Origin of the sequence: Orenia metallireducens, assembly GCF_003001995.1 — a bacterium.
In the GTDB taxonomy this organism is placed as follows: domain Bacteria; phylum Bacillota; class Halanaerobiia; order Halobacteroidales; family Halobacteroidaceae; genus Orenia; species Orenia metallireducens_B.
In genome coordinates this window covers 19,764-38,769 of record NZ_PVNB01000003.1, presented here as the reverse complement: position 1 = coordinate 38,769, position 19,006 = coordinate 19,764, and the positions used below count along the sequence as shown (strand labels likewise).

The following is a 19,006-nucleotide window of genomic DNA, read 5'->3' as shown; positions in this document are numbered from 1 at the left end:
GAACTGTCGCAATATACCCATTTATGGATATAGCGAAATTTAACTAGCAAAATAATTAGCTTTAACCCACTTTTAAAGATTCCATAATTAAATTTATCAGTTTGGGGTAAATTAATCAATGATAGTAAAGAGACAATACAAAACACTAACAATACCAGCTGACTACACTTTACTTTTTAGAAACTATCATTAATTAAGGTGGGATAATAAATTATGCAAGATTTAGACTACTATAAGAAGAAGTTATTATGGGAAAAGCAGAGTATGTTACATCAGATAGGTGAGGTTGATGACAAAGGATATGAGGGCTTAGGCCACAGCTTACGATATTCAACAGGAGAGCTATCCTTTTATGACAATCATCCTGCTGATCAAGGTACTAACACTTTTGACAGGGCTAAAGATATTGGAATACGCGGTAATGCCCAATTGATCTTACAGATGATCGATGATGCTTTAGAGAAGATTGAAACAGGACAGTATGGTCATTGTGACTCTTGTGGTAAAGCCATTAATCCAGAACGTTTAGAGGCTATGCCATATAGTACCTTCTGCTTTGACTGTAAGTCTAAAAGTGAATTAAGAATTGGTACAAATGGACACAATTCACGACCAATTGAAGAGAATGCTATAGACTCTCTTCATAATGGTAACCCCTTTGCTATGACCGATGATACAGATAATGTTGCCTTTGATGGAGAAGATGCTTGGCAAGCTGTAGCCAGATATGGTACCTCTAATACACCATCAGATATCACTGGAGCAATCGATGATGATGACAGCTATATTGATGCTGATGAGAATCAAGGACTAGTTAATTGGGGAGATCAAATTATGGATAAAAGTTTAGGTGATGGTGAGGTTATAGATAAAGATGACCAGCTAACAGGTCAAAGGCAGAAGAGAAGAAGAAAAGAATGGGAGTAAGCACTAGCTTGCTCTCTTGTTTTTTATTCTAAATATGTTAAAATATAATCATATTTAATTATTTGATACCTTTATTAGGTTTTAGATAGAGATTCGTGAATCTAGAATAAAATTTAACTATGACGTTATATATCCATTAAGTTTTATTTTAAATTCAGATTATATTACATATGTTTGTTATAATTATTCAGTAGGAAGTAATTGTTAAAATAATTAGAGGTTGAAGATAAGAATTGAATTTATTCTAATAAGTCTATAAGTATTAAAAGAGGTGATAAATTGAAGTTATTTAGGCAGTTATGTATTATATTAGTTATTTGTTTGGCAGGAGAGGCTATCAATAAATTTTTCAACCTACCAATACCAGGTAGTGTAATTGGTATGATTGTTCTCTTAGCTCTTCTTTCAAAAGGTATTATTAAATTAGAGATGATAGATGGAATAGCTAAGTTCTTATTAGATCACTTAGCACTCTTTTTTGTACCTCCAGGAATTAGTTTGATTAATAATCTGGACTTACTGAGAAAAGAATGGTTTCCTATTCTTGCTATTATCTTGATTTCAACGATAATTGTTATTATTGTTACAGGTTTAACCATTCAACTTTTAAAAAGGAGACGATCATTATGATAGATTTTTTGAATACACCTTATTTTGGGCTGATTGTTTCTATTCTATCTTTTGAAGTTGGACTTTATCTATATAGAAAGACTAAAATTTCTCTCTTTAATCCGTTATTGATTAGTATAGCATTGATTATCTGGTTATTGTCTACCTTTAATATTAATATTAAATACTACAATCAAGGAGGAGATTTATTATCCTTTTTTTTAGGACCTGCTACTGTAATTTTGGCAGTTCCTCTTTATAAGCAGTTTGAACTTTTGAAATCGAATCTACTACCTATATTAGTAGGAATTATTGTAGGATGTTTAAGTGGGATAATAAGTGTATTTTTCTTAAGTAAGCTCTTTGGATTAAATAGTCAAATTGGAACATCATTAATTCCAAAATCTGTGACTACTCCAATTGGGATTGAAATCTCTAAGCAGATTGGAGGGATACCTTCAATTACTGTAGCGGTAATAATAGCCACAGGAATCTTTGGTGCAGTTATAGGACCTTTTATCTGTCATCTATTTAGAGTAAGAGATGAAGTTGCTGTAGGAATTGCCATAGGGACTGCGGCTCATGCAATAGGAACTACTAGAGCTATGGAATTAGGTGAGACAGAAGGTGCTATGAGTAGTTTAGCTATTGGAGTAGCTGGATTAATTACTGTAATTATTGCTCCAATATTATTTGCACTGTTAAATTAAGAGTTGATAACTGCTAGTTTAAATAATATAGGTGTTCAATTTTAGAGTGAGACTTAATGGGGATATTGCGACAGTTCTGCTACTAGCTTATAGCTACTGGTTATTAGCTAAGACCTTAAGAGCTAAAGGCTAGAAGCCAGCAGCTAGTAGCTAATAAACAAAGTGTCGTATTATCTCTATATAACGAAACTTTTGTATTTTATCATACAAGCTGGATAAGTATAATATTAAACTTTGATTGAAGAGATAATAAAGTAGAGCTAGATTTAGTTTATTGTTTTTTTATGTTATCTATGCTAAAATGTAAGTTGCTTCTATAATAAAGCAGATTATTTTAATGAATGGAGTTGAAGCTATGCTGATTTTTGTTGCTTTTTTGGTTATTATATTATTAGATCAATTTACAAAGTATCTAGTCTTAACTAACTTTAATCTAGGAGACTCTATACCAATTATTCAAAATGTCTTTCATTTGACTTATGTACAGAACAGAGGGGCGGCCTTTGGTATTCTACAGGATCAATTGCCTTTCTTTATAATCATTACTTTAGCAGTATTGGCATTGTTATTTTATTTTTATCGCCAATTACCTTTAGGAAGTAGTTGGAATAAAGCTGCTTTGGGAATGGCTTTAGGTGGTACTATTGGCAATTTTATCGACAGAGTTAGACTAGGTTTTGTAGTTGATTTTTTTGATTTTAGGGTTTGGCCTGTTTTTAATATTGCTGATTCAGCAATTGTAGTTGCAGTGATAATCTTTAGTTATTGGATTTTAATTGTTGACCAAGGGAATAATAGTAACGAGTAAAGAGTGAGTGATAAGTAATTAGTAAAAAGCCTTAATTAAGGAATATATCTGATATGATGATTATAGGTTGTTAAATCTTTTAAATTGTCTTGAATTTACTCACATTTTCACTAATTATATTACATTAAATTTGTTAGACGGAGTGATAACTTATGAAGGATAAAAGAGAATTTATAATCGAAGCTGATTATAGCAATAAACGAGTAGATAAGTTCTTATCTAAGAAGAATGATGATTTATCAAGGAGTTATTTGCAGGAATTAATCGATGATGATAAGGTTTTAGTCAATGGAAAAGCAGTCAAGAAGAGTTATAAACTATCAGCTGGTGATAAGCTAGAGTTGCTTGTTCCAGAGCCTGAAGAGTTAGAAGTAAAGGCTGAGAATATCCCTTTAGATATTATCTATGAGGATGATGATATAGTAGTTGTCAATAAACAGCCTGATTTGGTAGTTCACCCTGCACCTGGTAATGAGGAGGGGACTTTGGTTAATGCTCTATTATACCACTGTGATAACTTATCAGGAATTAATGGAGTAATTAGACCAGGCATCGTACATAGACTCGATAAGGATACCTCAGGTGCAATGGTAGTTGCAAAAAATGATGAAGCACATCTTAATTTAACAGAGCAGTTTAAAGAGCGGGATACCAAGAAGATCTACTTAACTTTAGTAGAAGGGAAAGTTAAGTATAAAAAAGGGAAGATAGATGCTGCTATTGGACGTGATTCTAAAGATAGAAAGAAGATGGCTGTTACTAGTAAAAATAGTAAGAAAGCAGTCTCTGGATTCAAAGTTCTTAAACGTTACCAGAAACACTCACTAGTAGAGGTCAATTTAGAGACTGGAAGAACCCATCAGATTCGTCTTCATATGGAATATATGGGTCATCCAGTAGTTGGTGATGAGTTATATGGGTATAATCAAAAGACTTTGGATGTAAAACGGCAGATGTTACACTCCCATCTCTTAGGTTTTTATCACCCTAGAACAGGAGAATGGGTTGAATTTGAAGCACCTTTACTAGAGGATATGAGGCAAGTCTTGGATACTCTTGAATAGAAATTAAGAAGATTGGGTAATCTTGTTGACATAAGCAAATTTATTTGATATACTTTCCTAGACAAGAAGAAATGACGAAGTTTTTAAAACCTTTTTAAATTAGTCCAGTGAGGCTAGTAAGAGGAGCGGAAATTTAGTTATAGACTTTTATTTATAACTAAAATTTATTCAGATTATCCAGCCTTCTTACTAGTGTAAGAAGGCTTTTTCTATAGGCTCATAGATTATTCTGCTTAGGAGGAATAAAGATGGAGTTAAAAGTAAAGAAGGAATTGATAGATAGTGATGGGATTAGACGTGCTTTGACCCGCATTTCCCATGAGATAATTGAGAAGAATGAAGGCTTAGAGGATGTTATAATTATTGGGATTAGAACTCGTGGAGTCCCACTAGCTAAAAGAATTGCCAGTAAGTTAGAGGAGATAGAAGGAAAGCAGGTTCCTAGAGGGATCTTAGATATTACCTTATATCGTGATGATTTGACAACAATTGCTAATCAGCCTATCGTTCATCAGACTGAAATACCTGTAGATATTACTGCTAAGAAGGTTATTTTGGTAGATGATGTGCTCTATACTGGTAGAACTGTCCGCTCTGCTTTAGATGCTTTAATGGATTTAGGTAGACCTAAGAGTATACAGCTTGCTATCTTAGTAGACAGAGGTCATCGTGAGTTGCCAATTAGAGCTGACTTTGTTGGAAAGAATCTACCTACCTCTAAATCTGAGGTAATTGGTGTTAATCTCAAAGAGGTGGATGGTGAGGATGGAGTTGTTTTAAAAGAATATACTAAATAATAGTCCTTTTAAAGTAGTCCTGTGAGGCTATAAGGGGAATCATTGAGTGTTTTAATCTGAATATAATTATATTTAGATTCTCCTTAATCCCCAGTCTCACAGGCTTGGGGATTTTTTTATGATAGAAAACTTAGGAGGAGATAAATATGGTTAAAGAAAGATTATCAAAAGATAATATAGCTTTATCTAAAGGTTTAATATTGGCAGTACAACATCTATTTGCAATGTTTGGATCTACAGTATTGGTTCCAACATTGACTGGTTTAAATCCAGCTGTAGCTCTTTTTACATCTGGAGTAGGAACTTTGATTTTTCATGTGATAACTAAAGGACAAGTACCAGCTTACTTAGGTTCTTCATTTGCTTTTATCGGTCCAATCATTGCAGCTAAAGAGGGTTATGGGTTGCCAGCAGCTTTACTTGGATGTTTTGTAGCAGGTATGATTTATATTGTAATGTCAGCTGTGATTCGTAAGATTGGAACAGGCTTTATCGATAATTATTTACCACCGGTAGTAGTAGGTCCTGTAATCATGACCATCGGATTGGGCTTAGCTCCAGTGGCTAAGGATATGGCGATGACCCATCTACCAACAGCAATCTTTACTTTAGCAGTCACTATTGGGGTAAGTGTCTTAGGAAGAGGAATATTTAAGGTAATTCCAATCTTACTTGGGATTATTAGCGGATATGCCTTTGCATCTTTTAATGGTTTAGTAGATTTTTCAGCAGTACATGCAGCTAACTGGTTTGCTTTACCAGAGTTTAATTCAATCTTTGCTTTAGATTCTTGGGGGGCAGGTATCTCAGCAATTGCCTTAATTGCTCCAGTAGCAATTGTAACTATGGTAGAACATTTAGGTGATGTCCTAGCATTATCAAAGACTGTGGATAAGAACTTTATTGAAGAACCAGGCTTGCATAGAACTTTATTAGGTGATGGAGTTGCTACAGCCTTTGCATCCTTAGCAGGAGGTCCACCTAATACAACTTATGGAGAGAATATAGGTGTCTTGGCTTTAACAGGTGTCTATAATCCAGTGATTGTGGAGATGGCTGCAGTTATAGTCTTTGCCATGAGCTTTATTCAAAAGATTGGTGCCTTGATTCAGACTATTCCTCAATCGGTAATGGGTGGAATTGTAATTCTACTCTTTGGAATGATAGCATCAATTGGACTTAGAACCTTAGTTGATAATAAAGTTGATTTGAGTATAAATAGAAATCTAGTTATTGTCTCAACGATTCTGGTTATTGGAATCAGTGGTATACCTTTGACAATAGATTTCATTGCTATAGCTAAATTACTACATTTAGATAATGTGGCTATAATTCAAACTATAGTCAATCAAATTAAGGTCTTAGAGTTTCAGGGTATGGGCTTAGCGGCAATGGTCGGTATAGTGCTCAATATTTTATTACCTAGAACTAAAAAGAGCTAAAAGTTAAAATTAATTTAATTGAGAAAAAATCTCCGAATTTAATTGGAGATTTTTTTTATTTTTTTAAGATGATAAAGAGGAGTTTTGTTCTTTTTGCCTAATATTGTAAAAAGTAATACATTAAAATGTAAAGGTGGTTGAAATGGAAATTATGGAAGCAGAGGCAAAAGGGCAGAGATTTAATTATTTTAGAGTAATATTGACTTTAGGCATGGGGATTGGCTTGTTGTGGTTACTATGGGTAGAGAGCCCTTTTAGATTCTTTAAGGTAGATAAAGAGAGATTAAATTTTACATATCTTCTCTGCTATCTTTTGAAAGGTATAGTATGTTTATATCTTTTTAAAGTTATCATTAAATATGATTTCTTGCCAAATAACTCAAGCCAAAAGGGGTCTTGGGTCAATCAGCTAGAAGTGGATTCATATAAAGAGGAGATCAAGAACTTAAAGATGGAGAGGCATGACTTTAAGAATCAGTTACAGACTATCTATACAATGCTAGAGCTTAATAAGGTTAATGGGGCTAAAGTCTATCTAAAGGAGCTAAGTAGTGATTTAGATGAGCTTAAAGAGGATTTGGGAGATGACTATTTAATACCTGTGGTATTATTACCTAAAAGAGAAGAAGCAAGAAGAGCAGGAATAGATTTTAAGCTTAAATTAAATGCTGAGCTAAACCAGATTGCCCTACCACCAAATAAGCTCTTTAGAATATTATTTAATCTAGTAGATAATGCCCTAGATATCTTGGGTAAGTCCTCACAAGATAAGAAGCTTATTGAAGTTAAATTATTGGATGACCAGAATAAGATAGATTTAATTGTTGGAAATAATGGACCAACTATTCCCCACAGCTTGTTAGCCAATATCTTTGAAGCTGGTTATTCTACTAAGGGGAAAGATAGAGGCTTTGGCCTATATATAGTTAAAAGCCTATTAGAAGAGTATGGAGGTAAGGTTGATGTTAAAAGTAAGAAGGGGATTATGACTCAGTTTATCTGTACTTTACCTAAGGTTTAGACTGGATAAAGTGATTTTAATTCACTGTTATTTATAAATTTTTGCTTTTATCTAAAATATTTTAAGATTTAATCATAAATTGTTGAAATTTTTTAATTCTATGCAGGTGATGTTCGAATTATGTCGAATATTGTATATTGAGTTACTATTATTAATAAACAAGATGGTGATTTTATGCAGTCTGACTTGAAAAATTATAAGGTGCTAAGCTATTGGAGTGATGTTTTACTTTTACTTCTGCTACCTTTTTTAGTTTTAAAAGGGTTATCTATTTTTAAATTGAATATAAATATTTCTCAAGATCTCCTGATACATTTATTAGAGTATAACTCTTTAGAGGGGATATTAGAGCTATTAATTTCATTAATTTGTATCAATATCTTCTTACTGGTAGTCTATTCTTATCGCCATAATAATAATGTAAAGAGCTTATTTATCTCTATTACCTTTTTATCTGCAGGAATAATGAATTTAATGCATTCCATCTTGGTCTTTAATAATTCTTATCTAAAGTATAATAGTAGTTCAGAAGTCTTTGCAGTCAGTACAAGGTTGATAGTAGTCTTTGCTATCTTATTAAATTACTTGATTAGAGATAAGAAAGGGAGAAATATCTATTATCTCTATTCTACTATCTTATTTAGCCTTTTATCATCTTTGCTTATCACTTATTTAACCTTTAAGTTATGGTTGACCTTTGGTAATGTTATGCTTTTAGTTAAATTATTACTACTTGTAACTATATCTATAAATCTCTATATCTATATTAGGGGATATGTTTTTTACAAAGAAGCTCTTAGTCCTTATATACTCAAGGGGTTTATATTCTTATTATTTTGTGAGAGCTTTGCAATCTTTAGAGTTGAAGTATTTAGCTTATCTTATTGGCTCTTACATGTCTATAAGTTTATTGCTTTTGCCTACTTTTTTAAGAGTATCTTTATTAGAGAGGTTAGTGATGGGATCTTGGCTAAACAAGAGCTAGAATTACAGCATGCCAAGTTAGAATTAAAAGAGGATATGATTAAAGAACTTAGAATACAGCGCCATGACTTTAAAAATGAATTACAGACCATCTATACTATGTTACAGCTAGATAAGGTTAAAGAAGCTAAGGATTATATCAAGGATACCCATTTAGATTTAGATAAGGTGGATTTAGAGCTAAAGGATGATAATATCATACAGAGTGTCTTCATGCCCAAAAGAAAGGAAGCTGAAGATAAAGGGGTTGATCTTAAACTGCTACTTGCTAGTGATTTATCAGATGTAGCTATGCCTTTAAATAAGGTCTTAAAGATATTATTTAATCTAATAGATAATGCCTTCGATGTCTTAGTTAAATTGCCTAAGAGGGAACGTAAGCTAAAAGTTTCATTGCTTGATAAAGGAAATGCTGTTGATATTATTATTCATAATAGTGGTCCAGTTATCTCCCAAAGTATCTTAAAGAGCATCTTTGAGCCAGGTTATTCTACTAAAGGAGAGAATAGAGGTTTTGGTCTGTATATAGTCAAGAGCTTATTAGAAGAGCATGGAGGCAGGATTAATGTCGAAAGCAAAGAAGGAATTGGAACAAAATTTATCTGTCACTTGCCCAAAATATAAGAAAATGTAGAAAAAAGTTGACAGTAAATCGCTGGTGTGATAATATTTCAGTAATGACAAAATAATAGTTTCTTTTAAATTAGTCCTGTGAGACTAGTAAAGGAAGTAGTTTTAACTGTTAATTTAATGTTACAAAGGTATTATTATATCTTAGAGTACATACATTGAATTAAGAGTTAAGATTATTAAAAGGTCTTCTTACTAGTTTAGCCTGGTGGGAAGATTTTTTTATGCCAAGAGTAATTGATAACTTTAGATTTTATAAATTGAATATTTACCTTTAAGTTAATCCAGAGAGATTAGTAAGGGAAGAAATTAGTTTCAGTTTCAGGTTAAGTTTGAGTAAAAGATTAAGAACAGGAATAAATTTGATTTTACTTAGGCTTAACCTTAGACTCAAACTTAAATAGCTATAATTATCCCTTGCCAATTTTCTGGTAAGGGATTTTTTATTTCAGTGGAGGTGTAAATATGGGATTAAAGAGTAAAGACTTATTAGGGCTAGAGAATATAACTAAATCAGAGATAGAATTAATTTTAGAGACAGCAAAGACGATGAAGGATATTTTAAAGAGACCAATTAAGAAGGTACCTACCTTAAGAGGAAAGTTGGTTGTAAATCTCTTTTATGAGCCAAGCACTAGGACAAGCTCATCCTTTGGACTAGCAGCTAAGAGTTTGAGTGCTGATACAATGAATCTATCAGTTAAAAGTAGCAGTGTGACTAAGGGAGAAAGTTTAGTCGATACAGCTAAGACATTAAAGGCTTTAGGAGCAGATGCAGTAGTAATTCGCCATGGGATACCAGGAGCAGCAAAATTGTTAGCTCAAACCATAGATATGCCAGTCTTAAATGCCGGTGATGGTGCCCATGAGCATCCAACTCAAGCTTTATTAGATATGTATACTATCAAAGAGAAAAGGGGCAAGATAGAAGGGCAGAAGGTTGCTATTGTAGGTGATATCAAGCATAGTCGAGTGGCACGCTCAAATATTTGGGGGTTGACCAAATTAGGTGCTGAGGTAAGATTGATTGGACCAAGTACCTTGATTCCAGTGGGAATAGAGCAGATGGGTGTAAAAGTTTATAATGACTTAGAAGCGGGGATTGAAGGTGTAGATGTAATCAATCTGCTTAGAATACAAAGAGAACGTCAGGATAAAGGATTCTTTCCTACTATTAGAGAGTATACTAAGCGTTATGGATTGAGAAGAGAACACCTTAAACTGGCCAAAGATGATGTAACAGTGATGCATCCAGGACCGATTAATCGTGGAATTGAAATCTCTTCAGATTTAGCCTATGGTAAGGAAGCAGTAATCGAAGAACAGGTAACCAATGGTGTTGCTATCAGAATGTCTTTACTATATCTCTTATTAGGAGGAAGTAGAAATGAGTAAACTATTATTAAAGGGTGGCAAGATAATAGATCCAATTCAAGGAAGTAAAGCTAAAGCAGGAGAGATTTTAATTGTTGATGGTAAGATAGCTAAGCTAGGGGAAAATTTAGCAGCAGAGGATGCTCAGGTGATTGATATAGAGGGTAAGGTAGTATCACCAGGGCTAATCGATATTCATGTCCATTTAAGAGAGCCAGGTTTTGAACATAAAGAGACCATTGAGACAGGAACCAAATCAGCTGCTAAGGGTGGATTTACTTCAGTAGCTTGTATGCCAAATACAGACCCAGTAATTGATAATCAGACCTTAGTAGAAGGACTATTATCAATAGCCAAACGGGATGGAGTAGTAAATGTCTATCCAATTGGGGCAATCACTAAAGGAAGTCAAGGTAAAGAATTAGCTGAGATTGCTAATATGAAAGAGGCAGGAATAGTAGCAATCTCTGATGATGGACATCCAGTGATGAATGCTGAAATGATGAGATTAGCTTTAGATTATAGTAAGGACTTTGATTTGACAATAGTCTCCCATTGTGAGGATAAGAATCTAGCAGGAGATGGGGTAGTGAATCAAGGATACTATTCAACGATAACTGGCTTAAATCCGATATCAAGCTCTTCAGAGAGTGTAATGGTGGGACGGGAGATACTCTTAGCAGAAGAAGCAGGAGCAAAGGTGCATATCGCCCACATCAGTACTAAGGAGAGTGTAGATTTAGTCAGACAAGCTAAGAAGCGAGGAGTAAAAGTAACTTGTGAAGTAACGCCACACCACTTTACCTTAACTGATGAGCTAATCACTAGCTTTGATACCAATACCAAGATGAATCCACCATTAAGAAGTGCTGAAGATGTAGCAGCTATTAAAGAGGGATTAAAGGATGGAACAATTGATGTAATCGCAACAGACCATGCCCCACATGCTGAGGAAGAGAAGGATGTAGAGTATAATTATGCTCCTTTTGGAATAGTTGGCTTGGAGACGGCTGTGGGCTTAGTAATAACTGAGCTTGTAGAGTCAGGAATTTTGACTTTAGAGGAGGCAATTGCTAAATTAACTATCAATCCTGCTCAGGTAATTGGAATTGACAAGGGAACTTTAGAGGTTGGCAAAGATGCTGACATTACTATTATAGATGTAGATGATAAATGGGAAGTAAAGACTGAAGAGTTAGTCTCTAAAAGTAAAAATACTCCTTTTGGAGGATATGAGCTACAGGGAAGAGCAGTGATGACCATTGTAGGTGGAAAAATTGTTTATAGCAGTGATGAGTAGCAGTGACGAGTAAAGAATAAAGAGTAGGGTCGAGTCGTAACGCGACCTGATTTATAGATAAATTGAAGGTTTATAATATATAAGATAAATTGAGGAGGAATTAGATGAATTTTGCCGATAGATTAATGGACAAAATAGATGAAAAGCAGAGCCATGTTTGTGTAGGTCTAGACCCAAGGTTGAACCAGATTCCTACAGAGATTACAGATAAGGCAGTTGTTGAATATGGAACTACATTAGAAGCAGTTTACCATTCGATCTTGGAGTTTAACAAAGGGATTATCGATGCAATTGCTGATTATGCTCCAGCAGTTAAGCCACAGATGGCTTTTTATGAACAGTATGGTCATTGGGGTGTTAAAGCTTTTGAAGATACAGTAGCCTATGCTAAAAAAGCTGGTCTGCTAGTTATCAATGATGCTAAAAGAAATGATATTGGTTCAACAGCACAGGCCTATGCCGATGGGCATTTAGGAAGTCCTAAGTTTTGGGGTGAGCAAAAACTAGAGAGTAATTCTGATTCCTTAACAGTAACACCTTATTTGGGTTCTGATGGAATTAATCCTTTTGTAGAGACTTGTCGTGATTATGATAAAGGAATCTTTGTACTGGTTAAGACTTCAAATCCTTCCTCCCATGAGCTACAGGATTTAGAGAGTGGAGGAGTTAAGATTTATGAGCAGATGGCTCAGTTGGTCAGTAAGTGGGGAGAAGAGGTAGTTGGAACAAGAGGCTATAGCGCTGTTGGTGCCGTAGTAGGTGCTACCTATCCAGAAGAGGCAGCAAAATTAAGAGATATAATGAAAAAGAGCTACTTTTTAGTTCCTGGCTATGGAGCTCAAGGGGGAACTGCTGAAGATGTCTTGGCTTCTTTCAATGACGATGGCTATGGAGCAATCATTAACTCTTCACGAGGGATTATCTTTGCTTATCAAAAAGAGGAATATAGTAATGATTATCAAGAGGCTGCAAAAGAAGCTGTTGTTGAGATGAAAGATAATATTAACAAAGCTTTAACAGATGCCGATAAAATATCTTGGTAATAACGGTTTACAACTATGAATAATTCATGTATAATAATACAAACATCTTAATAAATATACAGATAGGTTATAAAAGGAGGTCTGGGAATGAAAGCAAAATTAGTTTTAGAAGACGGAACGGTTTTTAATGGAATCAGTTTTGGAGCAGAGATAGAGGCTAGTGGTGAGATTGTATTTAATACAAGTATGACAGGCTATCAAGAGATTTTAACTGACCCATCTTATAAGGGTGAGATAGTAACGATGACCTATCCCCTAATTGGAAATTATGGGATTAATGATGAAGATATAGAGTCTTATATGGCTCATGTTAACGGATTTATAGTTAAGGAGTTCTGTACAGAGCCAAGTAACTGGCGAAAGCAGAATAAAATAGAAGAATATCTAAAAGAGAATAACATTGTTGGAATCTCAGGGATTGATACGAGAGCTTTAACAAAGCTGCTAAGAATTGAAGGGACAATGAAAGGGATTATCACTACTGAGGATATCCCAGAGGAGGAATTAATCCAAAGAGCCAAAGGAGCACCAGGGCTATCTGGTAGAGACTTAGTTAGTGAAGTAACTACTAAAGAGGTTTATACTAAAGGAGAAGGAAATCAATACAAGGTAGCTTTAATAGATTGTGGAGGTAAGAAGAATATAGTTCGTTCTTTGGTAGGGCGTGACTGTGAAGTAACTGTAGTGCCAGCTACTACTCCAGCAGAAGAGATCTTAAGCTACAATCCAGATGGAATTATGCTATCAAATGGACCTGGAGATCCTCAAGATGCTTCTTATGTAGTTAAGACAGTTAAAGAGTTACTTGGCAAGAAACCTATCTTTGGAATCTGCTTAGGTCATCAAATCTTAGGTTTGGCTTGTGGAGCAGACACTTATAAATTGAAATTTGGACATCGTGGAGCAAATCATCCAGTTAAGGATTTAGCAACAAATCGAGTTTATATCACCTCTCAAAATCATGGTTTTGCTATCAAGGAGGAGTCTGTTAAAGATCTTGATATCGAGGTTACCCATATCAATGTAAATGATGGAACTGTAGAAGGAATTAGACATAAAGAGCTACCAGCTTTTTCAGTACAGTATCATCCTGAAGCATCACCAGGACCAGAGGATTCACATTATTTATTTGATAACTTTATTGAGTTAATGAATAAATAGTAAGCAGTGACGGGTAACGAGTGAAGAGTAATAAGTAATGAACAAAAAGGGGGAATTAATTATGCCAAAACGACAAGATTTACATAAAGTAATGGTTATCGGCTCAGGACCAATCATTATTGGGCAGGCAGCAGAGTTTGATTATTCGGGAAGTCAGGCTTGCCGTTCATTAAAGGAAGAGGGTTTAGAGGTAGTATTAGTTAATAGTAACCCTGCTACAATTATGACAGATCAGAATATGGCTGATAGAGTCTATATCGAGCCTTTAACGGTAGAGCATATTTCAGAAATTTTGAGGAAGGAACGTCCAGATGGTCTCTTACCTACTTTAGGTGGGCAGATAGGACTTAACTTAGCTATAGATTTAGCTAAGACAGGTATCTTAGATGAGTTAGAAATTGAGTTGTTAGGTACTCCTTTAAAGACAATTCAAAAAGCAGAGGATAGAGATATCTTTAAAGCCTTGATGGATGAGATTGGTGAGCCAGTCTTAAAGAGTCGTACAGCAGAGACGATGGCTGATGTTTTAGAGATTGCAGAAGAGATTGGTTACCCAGTAATTGTACGTCCAGCCTTTACTATGGGTGGTACTGGTGGAGGTGTAGCTGATAATCAAGAGAAGTTAAAGGAGATTGCTACTCGGGGATTTAAGCATAGTCTGATTGGACAGGTGCTAATCGAAAGAAGTGTTAAAGGTTGGAAAGAGATAGAGTATGAAGTAATGCGTGATAGTAATGATAATTGTATTACTGTCTGTAATATGGAGAACTTTGACCCAGTAGGAATCCATACAGGAGATAGTATCGTTGTAGCACCAAGTCAGACTATCTCTGATAAAGAGTATCAGATGTTACGTTCTTCATCACTTAAGATTATCAGAGCTTTAGGAATTGAAGGTGGATGTAATGTTCAGTTTGCGCTAAATCCTGATAGCTTTGAATATATCATTATCGAAGTTAACCCTCGTGTAAGCCGCTCTAGTGCCTTAGCTTCTAAAGCTACAGGTTATCCGATTGCCAAGGTTTCAGCTAAAATTGCCTTAGGGTATACCTTAGATGAGATTGATAATGCTATCACTCAAAAGACAAAAGCCTGCTTTGAACCAGCCTTAGACTATGTAGTCTTAAAGATTCCAAGATGGCCTTTTGATAAGTTCCATTATGCTGATAGAGAGCTAGGAACACAGATGAAAGCAACTGGTGAGGTAATGGCTATCGAGCGTACCTTAGAAGGTGCTATGTTAAAGGCTGTTCGTTCATTGGAGGTAGGAGCTTCTGGATTGAAGCATGATGAGGTTGAAAGCTGGAGCGATGAGAAGTTAGCAGAGAATTTACAGATAGCTGATGATAGAAGAATCTTTGTAATCGCGGAGGTTTTAGGACGAGATTGGAGTATTGATAAGATCCATGAGTTGACAGGAATCACTAAGTTCTTCTTAGTTAAGATGAAGCATGTCATCCAATTAGAGAAGAAGCTAGAAAAGGAAGGTTTAACACCAGAGTTAGTGAAAGAAGTCAAAGGCTTTGGTTTTGCTGATAAAGAGATTGGACTTCTAACAGGAACTGATGAGATGACAGTTAGAGAGTTCCGTAAAGAGCATGGTATTGATGTTGTCTATAAGATGGTTGATACCTGTGCAGCAGAGTTTGAGGCTGAAACTCCTTATTACTACTCTACTTATGAGAAGACCAATGAATCAGAGGTTACTGATAAGAAGGGTGTCTTGGTTATCGGGTCAGGACCAATTAGAATCGGGCAAGGTGTAGAGTTTGATTACTGTAGTGTTCATTCAGCTTGGGCTTTACATGAAGAGGGATATGAATCAATTATCGTTAATAATAATCCAGAGACAGTAAGTACAGACTTTGATACTTCCGATAGATTATACTTTGAACCGATCACTAAAGAAGAGGTTATGAATATTATCGAGCATGAAAAACCTGAAGGTGTTGTAGTTCAGTTTGGTGGTCAGACAGCAATTAATCTTGCTAAACCATTAGCTGATGAAGGAGTTAATATCATAGGAACATCCTTTGAATCAATTGACCTTGCCGAAGATAGAGATAAATTCATTCATTTACTTAGAAAGTTAGATATTCCTACACCAGAAGGTGATGTAGTCTTTTCTCAAGAAGAGGCTAAAAAGGTAGCTAATAAGATTGGTTATCCAGTCTTGGTAAGACCATCTTATGTACTAGGTGGTAGAGCTATGGAGGTTGTTTATAATAATGAAGAGTTAAATGACTATATGGAGAATGCTGTTAAGGTAACTCCTGAACATCCAATCTTAATCGATAGATACATTGTCGGTAAGGAGCTAGAGGTAGATGCTATCTCTGATGGAGAAGAGGTAATTATTCCAGGAATCATGGAGCATATCGAAAGAGCAGGGGTTCACTCTGGAGATAGTATTGCAGTCTACCCTACTCAAACTGTCAGTGAAGAGTTAAAGAATACAATTGCTGATTATACTAAGAGACTAGCAGTAGCCTTAGATATTAAAGGCTTGGTCAATGTTCAATATGTAGTAGATGGAGAGACCCCTTATGTAATCGAGGTAAACCCAAGATCAAGTAGAACGATTCCTTATCTAAGTAAAGTAACAGGGATACCGATGGTTAACTTAGCAACGAAAGCGATGTTAGGTCAGAGCTTAAAGGATAGTGGATATCCTCTTGGCTTAGTACCAGAAAAAGAGCATGTTGCAGTTAAGGTTCCAGTCTTCTCTTTCTCTAAATTAACAGAGGTAGATACTAACTTAGGACCAGAGATGAAGTCTACAGGAGAGGTTCTAGGTCTAGACTATGATTATGAAGCAGCTTTATATAAAGGTTTTGTAGGGGCTGGAATGAATATACCAAAATCAGGAACTATCCTAGTGACAATTGCCGATATGGATAAAGAAGAGGCTATTCCATACATTAAAGAGTTCTCTAAACTAGGTTTTAAGATAGTAGCTACTACAGGAACAGCTAAAGTATTAACAGAGGTAGGCTTAGAGGTTGAAGAGGTTAAAAAGTTATCAGAAGGTTCTCCAAATGCAATTGATTTGATTAAAGAGGATAAGATTGACTTAGTAATTAATACTTTAACTAAAGGTAAAGAGCCAGCTAGAGACGGGTTTAAGATTAGAAGAAATGCTGTAGAGATGGGTGTGCCTTCTCTAACCTCATTAGATACAACTAAAGCTATCTTACAGGTATTAGAGAAGATTACTTCAGGTGAAGAGGTAAGTGTGCAAGCATTACAAGATTACGTATAAATCATTTGAGTAAGCAGGAATCGGGAATCAGGAATCGCTAATAGGATTCCTGACTACTGATTCCTAATTCTATGAAAAGGGGTGAAGATAATGTCAAAAAGAGTAATTGCAAAGGTTATTTCGCAAGAAGAGATTAGCCCTAGGCATTTTAAGATGGTTATTGATGCACCAGAGGTGGCTAAGGAGGCTAAGATAGGGCAATTTATCCATCTAAAATGGGTAGCAAAGTTAAATGAGCATGACCCTTTACTTAGAAGACCAATCAGCCTTAATGAGATAGATCAAGAAGCGGGAACAATAACTATTATTTACCGAGCAATCGGACGAGGCACACAGTTATTAGCTACACTTAAAGCAGGAGATCAAGTTGATCTTATGGGACCAATTGGGATGGGTTTCTCTATTCCTGAAGATACTAATAAGTTTGTAGTAGTTGGTGGAGGAATGGGAATTGCGCCATTGTATCCAGTAGTAAAGAAATTAGTAGAGTTAAATAAAGAGGTAACAGTTTTAATCGGGGCTGAAAATAAAGGGCAATTATTAAATCTAGCAGATTATGAAGAGATGGATGTTGAATTAAAGGCTTCAACTGTAGATGGAAGCTATGGATACCAAGGCTTTGTAACAGAATTTCTAGATGATACGTTGATAGATGCTGATTATATCTATACATGTGGACCAGAAGTTATGATGGAGGTTGTACAAAATTGGGTTATAGCCAATGATATCAAGGGAGAAGCTTCTTTAGAAGAACGGATGGGATGTGGAACAGGGGCATGTTTATCCTGTGTTTGCAAGATTAAAGTTCGTAATGAGTCAGGTTGGGACTATAAGAAGACCTGTATTCAAGGACCAGTCTTCCCATTAAATGAGGTGATTTTTGATGACTAAACCAAATTTGGCAGTAGATTTAAATGGGTTAAAGTTACAGAATCCAGTTACTACAGCTTCAGGAACCTTTGGCTTTGGACCAGAGTATAGAAATTACGTTGATTTAAATAGACTTGGTGGGGTAATGGTTAAAGGGACTACTTTAAATCCTAAGCTAGGAAACCCTACCCCAAGAATTGCTGAGACTCCAGCAGGAATGTTGAATGCTATCGGTTTACAGAATCCTGGAGTAGACCATTTCTTAGCTAGGATTTTGCCACTGATTAAGGATTATAACTTTAAGACTATAGTTAATATCTCTGGTAATACTGTAGAAGATTATGCTAAATTGGCTAATAAACTAAATGTTGAAGGAGTAGATGCTTTAGAGATAAATATCTCTTGCCCTAATGTTAAAAAGGGAGGCTTGGCCTTTGGTACCCAACCAGAGATGGCAGCGTCAGTAGTAGAGGCTGTCAGAGCTGAGACTGATATGAGCTTAATTACTAAGTTATCACCAAATGTAGCTGATATTACCTCAATTGCTAGAGCTGTAGAAGAGGCAGGAACCGATGTTATTTCCTTAATCAATACCTTATTGGGAATGAAAATAGATATTCACAATCAAGAGCCGATCTTAGCTAATAAGATGGGAGGATTATCGGGACCAGCTATCAAGCCAGTAGCAGTCAGAATGGTCTATCAAGTAGCCCAAGCAGTAGAGGTCCCATTAATCGGAATGGGTGGAATTAGTAATGCCGATGATGCTATCGAATTCCTCTTAGCAGGAGCAAGTGCTATCTCAGTAGGTACAGCCAATTTCGTCAATCCAGAAGTAACTATGGAGATATTGGATGGGATAGAGGAGTATTTAGTAGAGAAAGGTTATGAAGATATTAATGAGATAGTGGGAAAAGCGATAAAGTAGTTGGGTAGTTAGAGGTTAGGTAGTTAGATTTAAAACCTAACCATCCAACCACCTACCCACCTAATACCTAAAATTG

General features: G+C 35.4%; 16 protein-coding genes. All 16 read left to right on the top strand.

Annotated elements, in window-relative coordinates; genetic code table 11:
- Window positions 1–213: 213 nt before the first annotated feature.
- Window positions 214–927: a TraR/DksA C4-type zinc finger protein gene (locus BX659_RS02775; RefSeq protein ID WP_253250646.1), complete on the top strand. Its 714-nt coding sequence runs from the start codon at window positions 214–216 to the stop codon at window positions 925–927.
- 279 nt (window positions 928–1,206) lie between these two features.
- On the top strand, window positions 1,207–1,557 hold the full coding sequence (locus tag BX659_RS02770) for a CidA/LrgA family protein (RefSeq protein WP_097016310.1): 351 nt from the start codon (window positions 1,207–1,209) through the stop codon (window positions 1,555–1,557).
- Entirely contained in the window at window positions 1,551–2,246 is a 696-nt protein-coding gene (locus BX659_RS02765) for an LrgB family protein (protein WP_367302824.1), read from the top strand. Before BX659_RS02770 ends, BX659_RS02765 begins: the two co-directional genes overlap by 7 nt.
- Before the next feature lie 337 nt (window positions 2,247–2,583).
- Window positions 2,584–3,054, top strand: coding sequence for a signal peptidase II (lspA, locus tag BX659_RS02760; protein WP_253250645.1), 471 nt, complete (start codon window positions 2,584–2,586; stop codon window positions 3,052–3,054).
- 152 nt (window positions 3,055–3,206) lie between these two features.
- On the top strand, window positions 3,207–4,118 hold the full coding sequence (locus tag BX659_RS02755) for an RluA family pseudouridine synthase (RefSeq protein WP_097016308.1): 912 nt from the start codon (window positions 3,207–3,209) through the stop codon (window positions 4,116–4,118).
- Window positions 4,119–4,366: 248 nt separating this feature from the next.
- The gene (pyrR, locus tag BX659_RS02750; RefSeq protein ID WP_097016307.1) at window positions 4,367–4,915 is read left to right on the top strand and encodes a bifunctional pyr operon transcriptional regulator/uracil phosphoribosyltransferase PyrR; all 549 of its coding nucleotides are present in this window, start codon (window positions 4,367–4,369) and stop codon (window positions 4,913–4,915) included.
- A 146-nt stretch (window positions 4,916–5,061) separates the two neighbouring features.
- A complete protein-coding gene (locus tag BX659_RS02745) occupies window positions 5,062–6,357 on the top strand; it encodes a uracil-xanthine permease family protein (protein WP_097016306.1) in 1,296 nt (431 codons plus the stop codon).
- 142 nt (window positions 6,358–6,499) lie between these two features.
- Window positions 6,500–7,378: a sensor histidine kinase gene (locus tag BX659_RS02740; protein WP_097016305.1), complete on the top strand. Its 879-nt coding sequence runs from the start codon at window positions 6,500–6,502 to the stop codon at window positions 7,376–7,378.
- A gap of 201 nt (window positions 7,379–7,579) precedes the next feature.
- Window positions 7,580–8,986, top strand: coding sequence for a sensor histidine kinase (locus tag BX659_RS02735; RefSeq protein WP_181186404.1), 1,407 nt, complete (start codon window positions 7,580–7,582; stop codon window positions 8,984–8,986).
- A gap of 471 nt (window positions 8,987–9,457) precedes the next feature.
- Window positions 9,458–10,387: an aspartate carbamoyltransferase catalytic subunit gene (locus tag BX659_RS02730; RefSeq protein WP_097016303.1), complete on the top strand. Its 930-nt coding sequence runs from the start codon at window positions 9,458–9,460 to the stop codon at window positions 10,385–10,387.
- Complete coding sequence (locus BX659_RS02725) at window positions 10,380–11,666, top strand: dihydroorotase (protein ID WP_097016302.1); 1,287 nt, start codon at window positions 10,380–10,382, stop codon at window positions 11,664–11,666. Before BX659_RS02730 ends, BX659_RS02725 begins: the two co-directional genes overlap by 8 nt.
- A gap of 104 nt (window positions 11,667–11,770) precedes the next feature.
- A complete protein-coding gene (gene pyrF / locus BX659_RS02720) occupies window positions 11,771–12,709 on the top strand; it encodes an orotidine-5'-phosphate decarboxylase (protein WP_097016301.1) in 939 nt (312 codons plus the stop codon).
- Window positions 12,710–12,796: 87 nt separating this feature from the next.
- Complete coding sequence (gene carA, locus BX659_RS02715; RefSeq protein WP_097016300.1) at window positions 12,797–13,870, top strand: glutamine-hydrolyzing carbamoyl-phosphate synthase small subunit; 1,074 nt, start codon at window positions 12,797–12,799, stop codon at window positions 13,868–13,870.
- 61 nt (window positions 13,871–13,931) lie between these two features.
- On the top strand, window positions 13,932–17,132 hold the full coding sequence (gene carB / locus BX659_RS02710; protein ID WP_097016299.1) for a carbamoyl-phosphate synthase large subunit: 3,201 nt from the start codon (window positions 13,932–13,934) through the stop codon (window positions 17,130–17,132).
- A gap of 90 nt (window positions 17,133–17,222) precedes the next feature.
- Window positions 17,223–18,023: a dihydroorotate dehydrogenase electron transfer subunit gene (locus BX659_RS02705; RefSeq protein WP_097016298.1), complete on the top strand. Its 801-nt coding sequence runs from the start codon at window positions 17,223–17,225 to the stop codon at window positions 18,021–18,023.
- Complete coding sequence (locus BX659_RS02700; RefSeq protein WP_097016297.1) at window positions 18,016–18,930, top strand: dihydroorotate dehydrogenase; 915 nt, start codon at window positions 18,016–18,018, stop codon at window positions 18,928–18,930. Before BX659_RS02705 ends, BX659_RS02700 begins: the two co-directional genes overlap by 8 nt.
- Window positions 18,931–19,006: the final 76 nt, after the last annotated feature.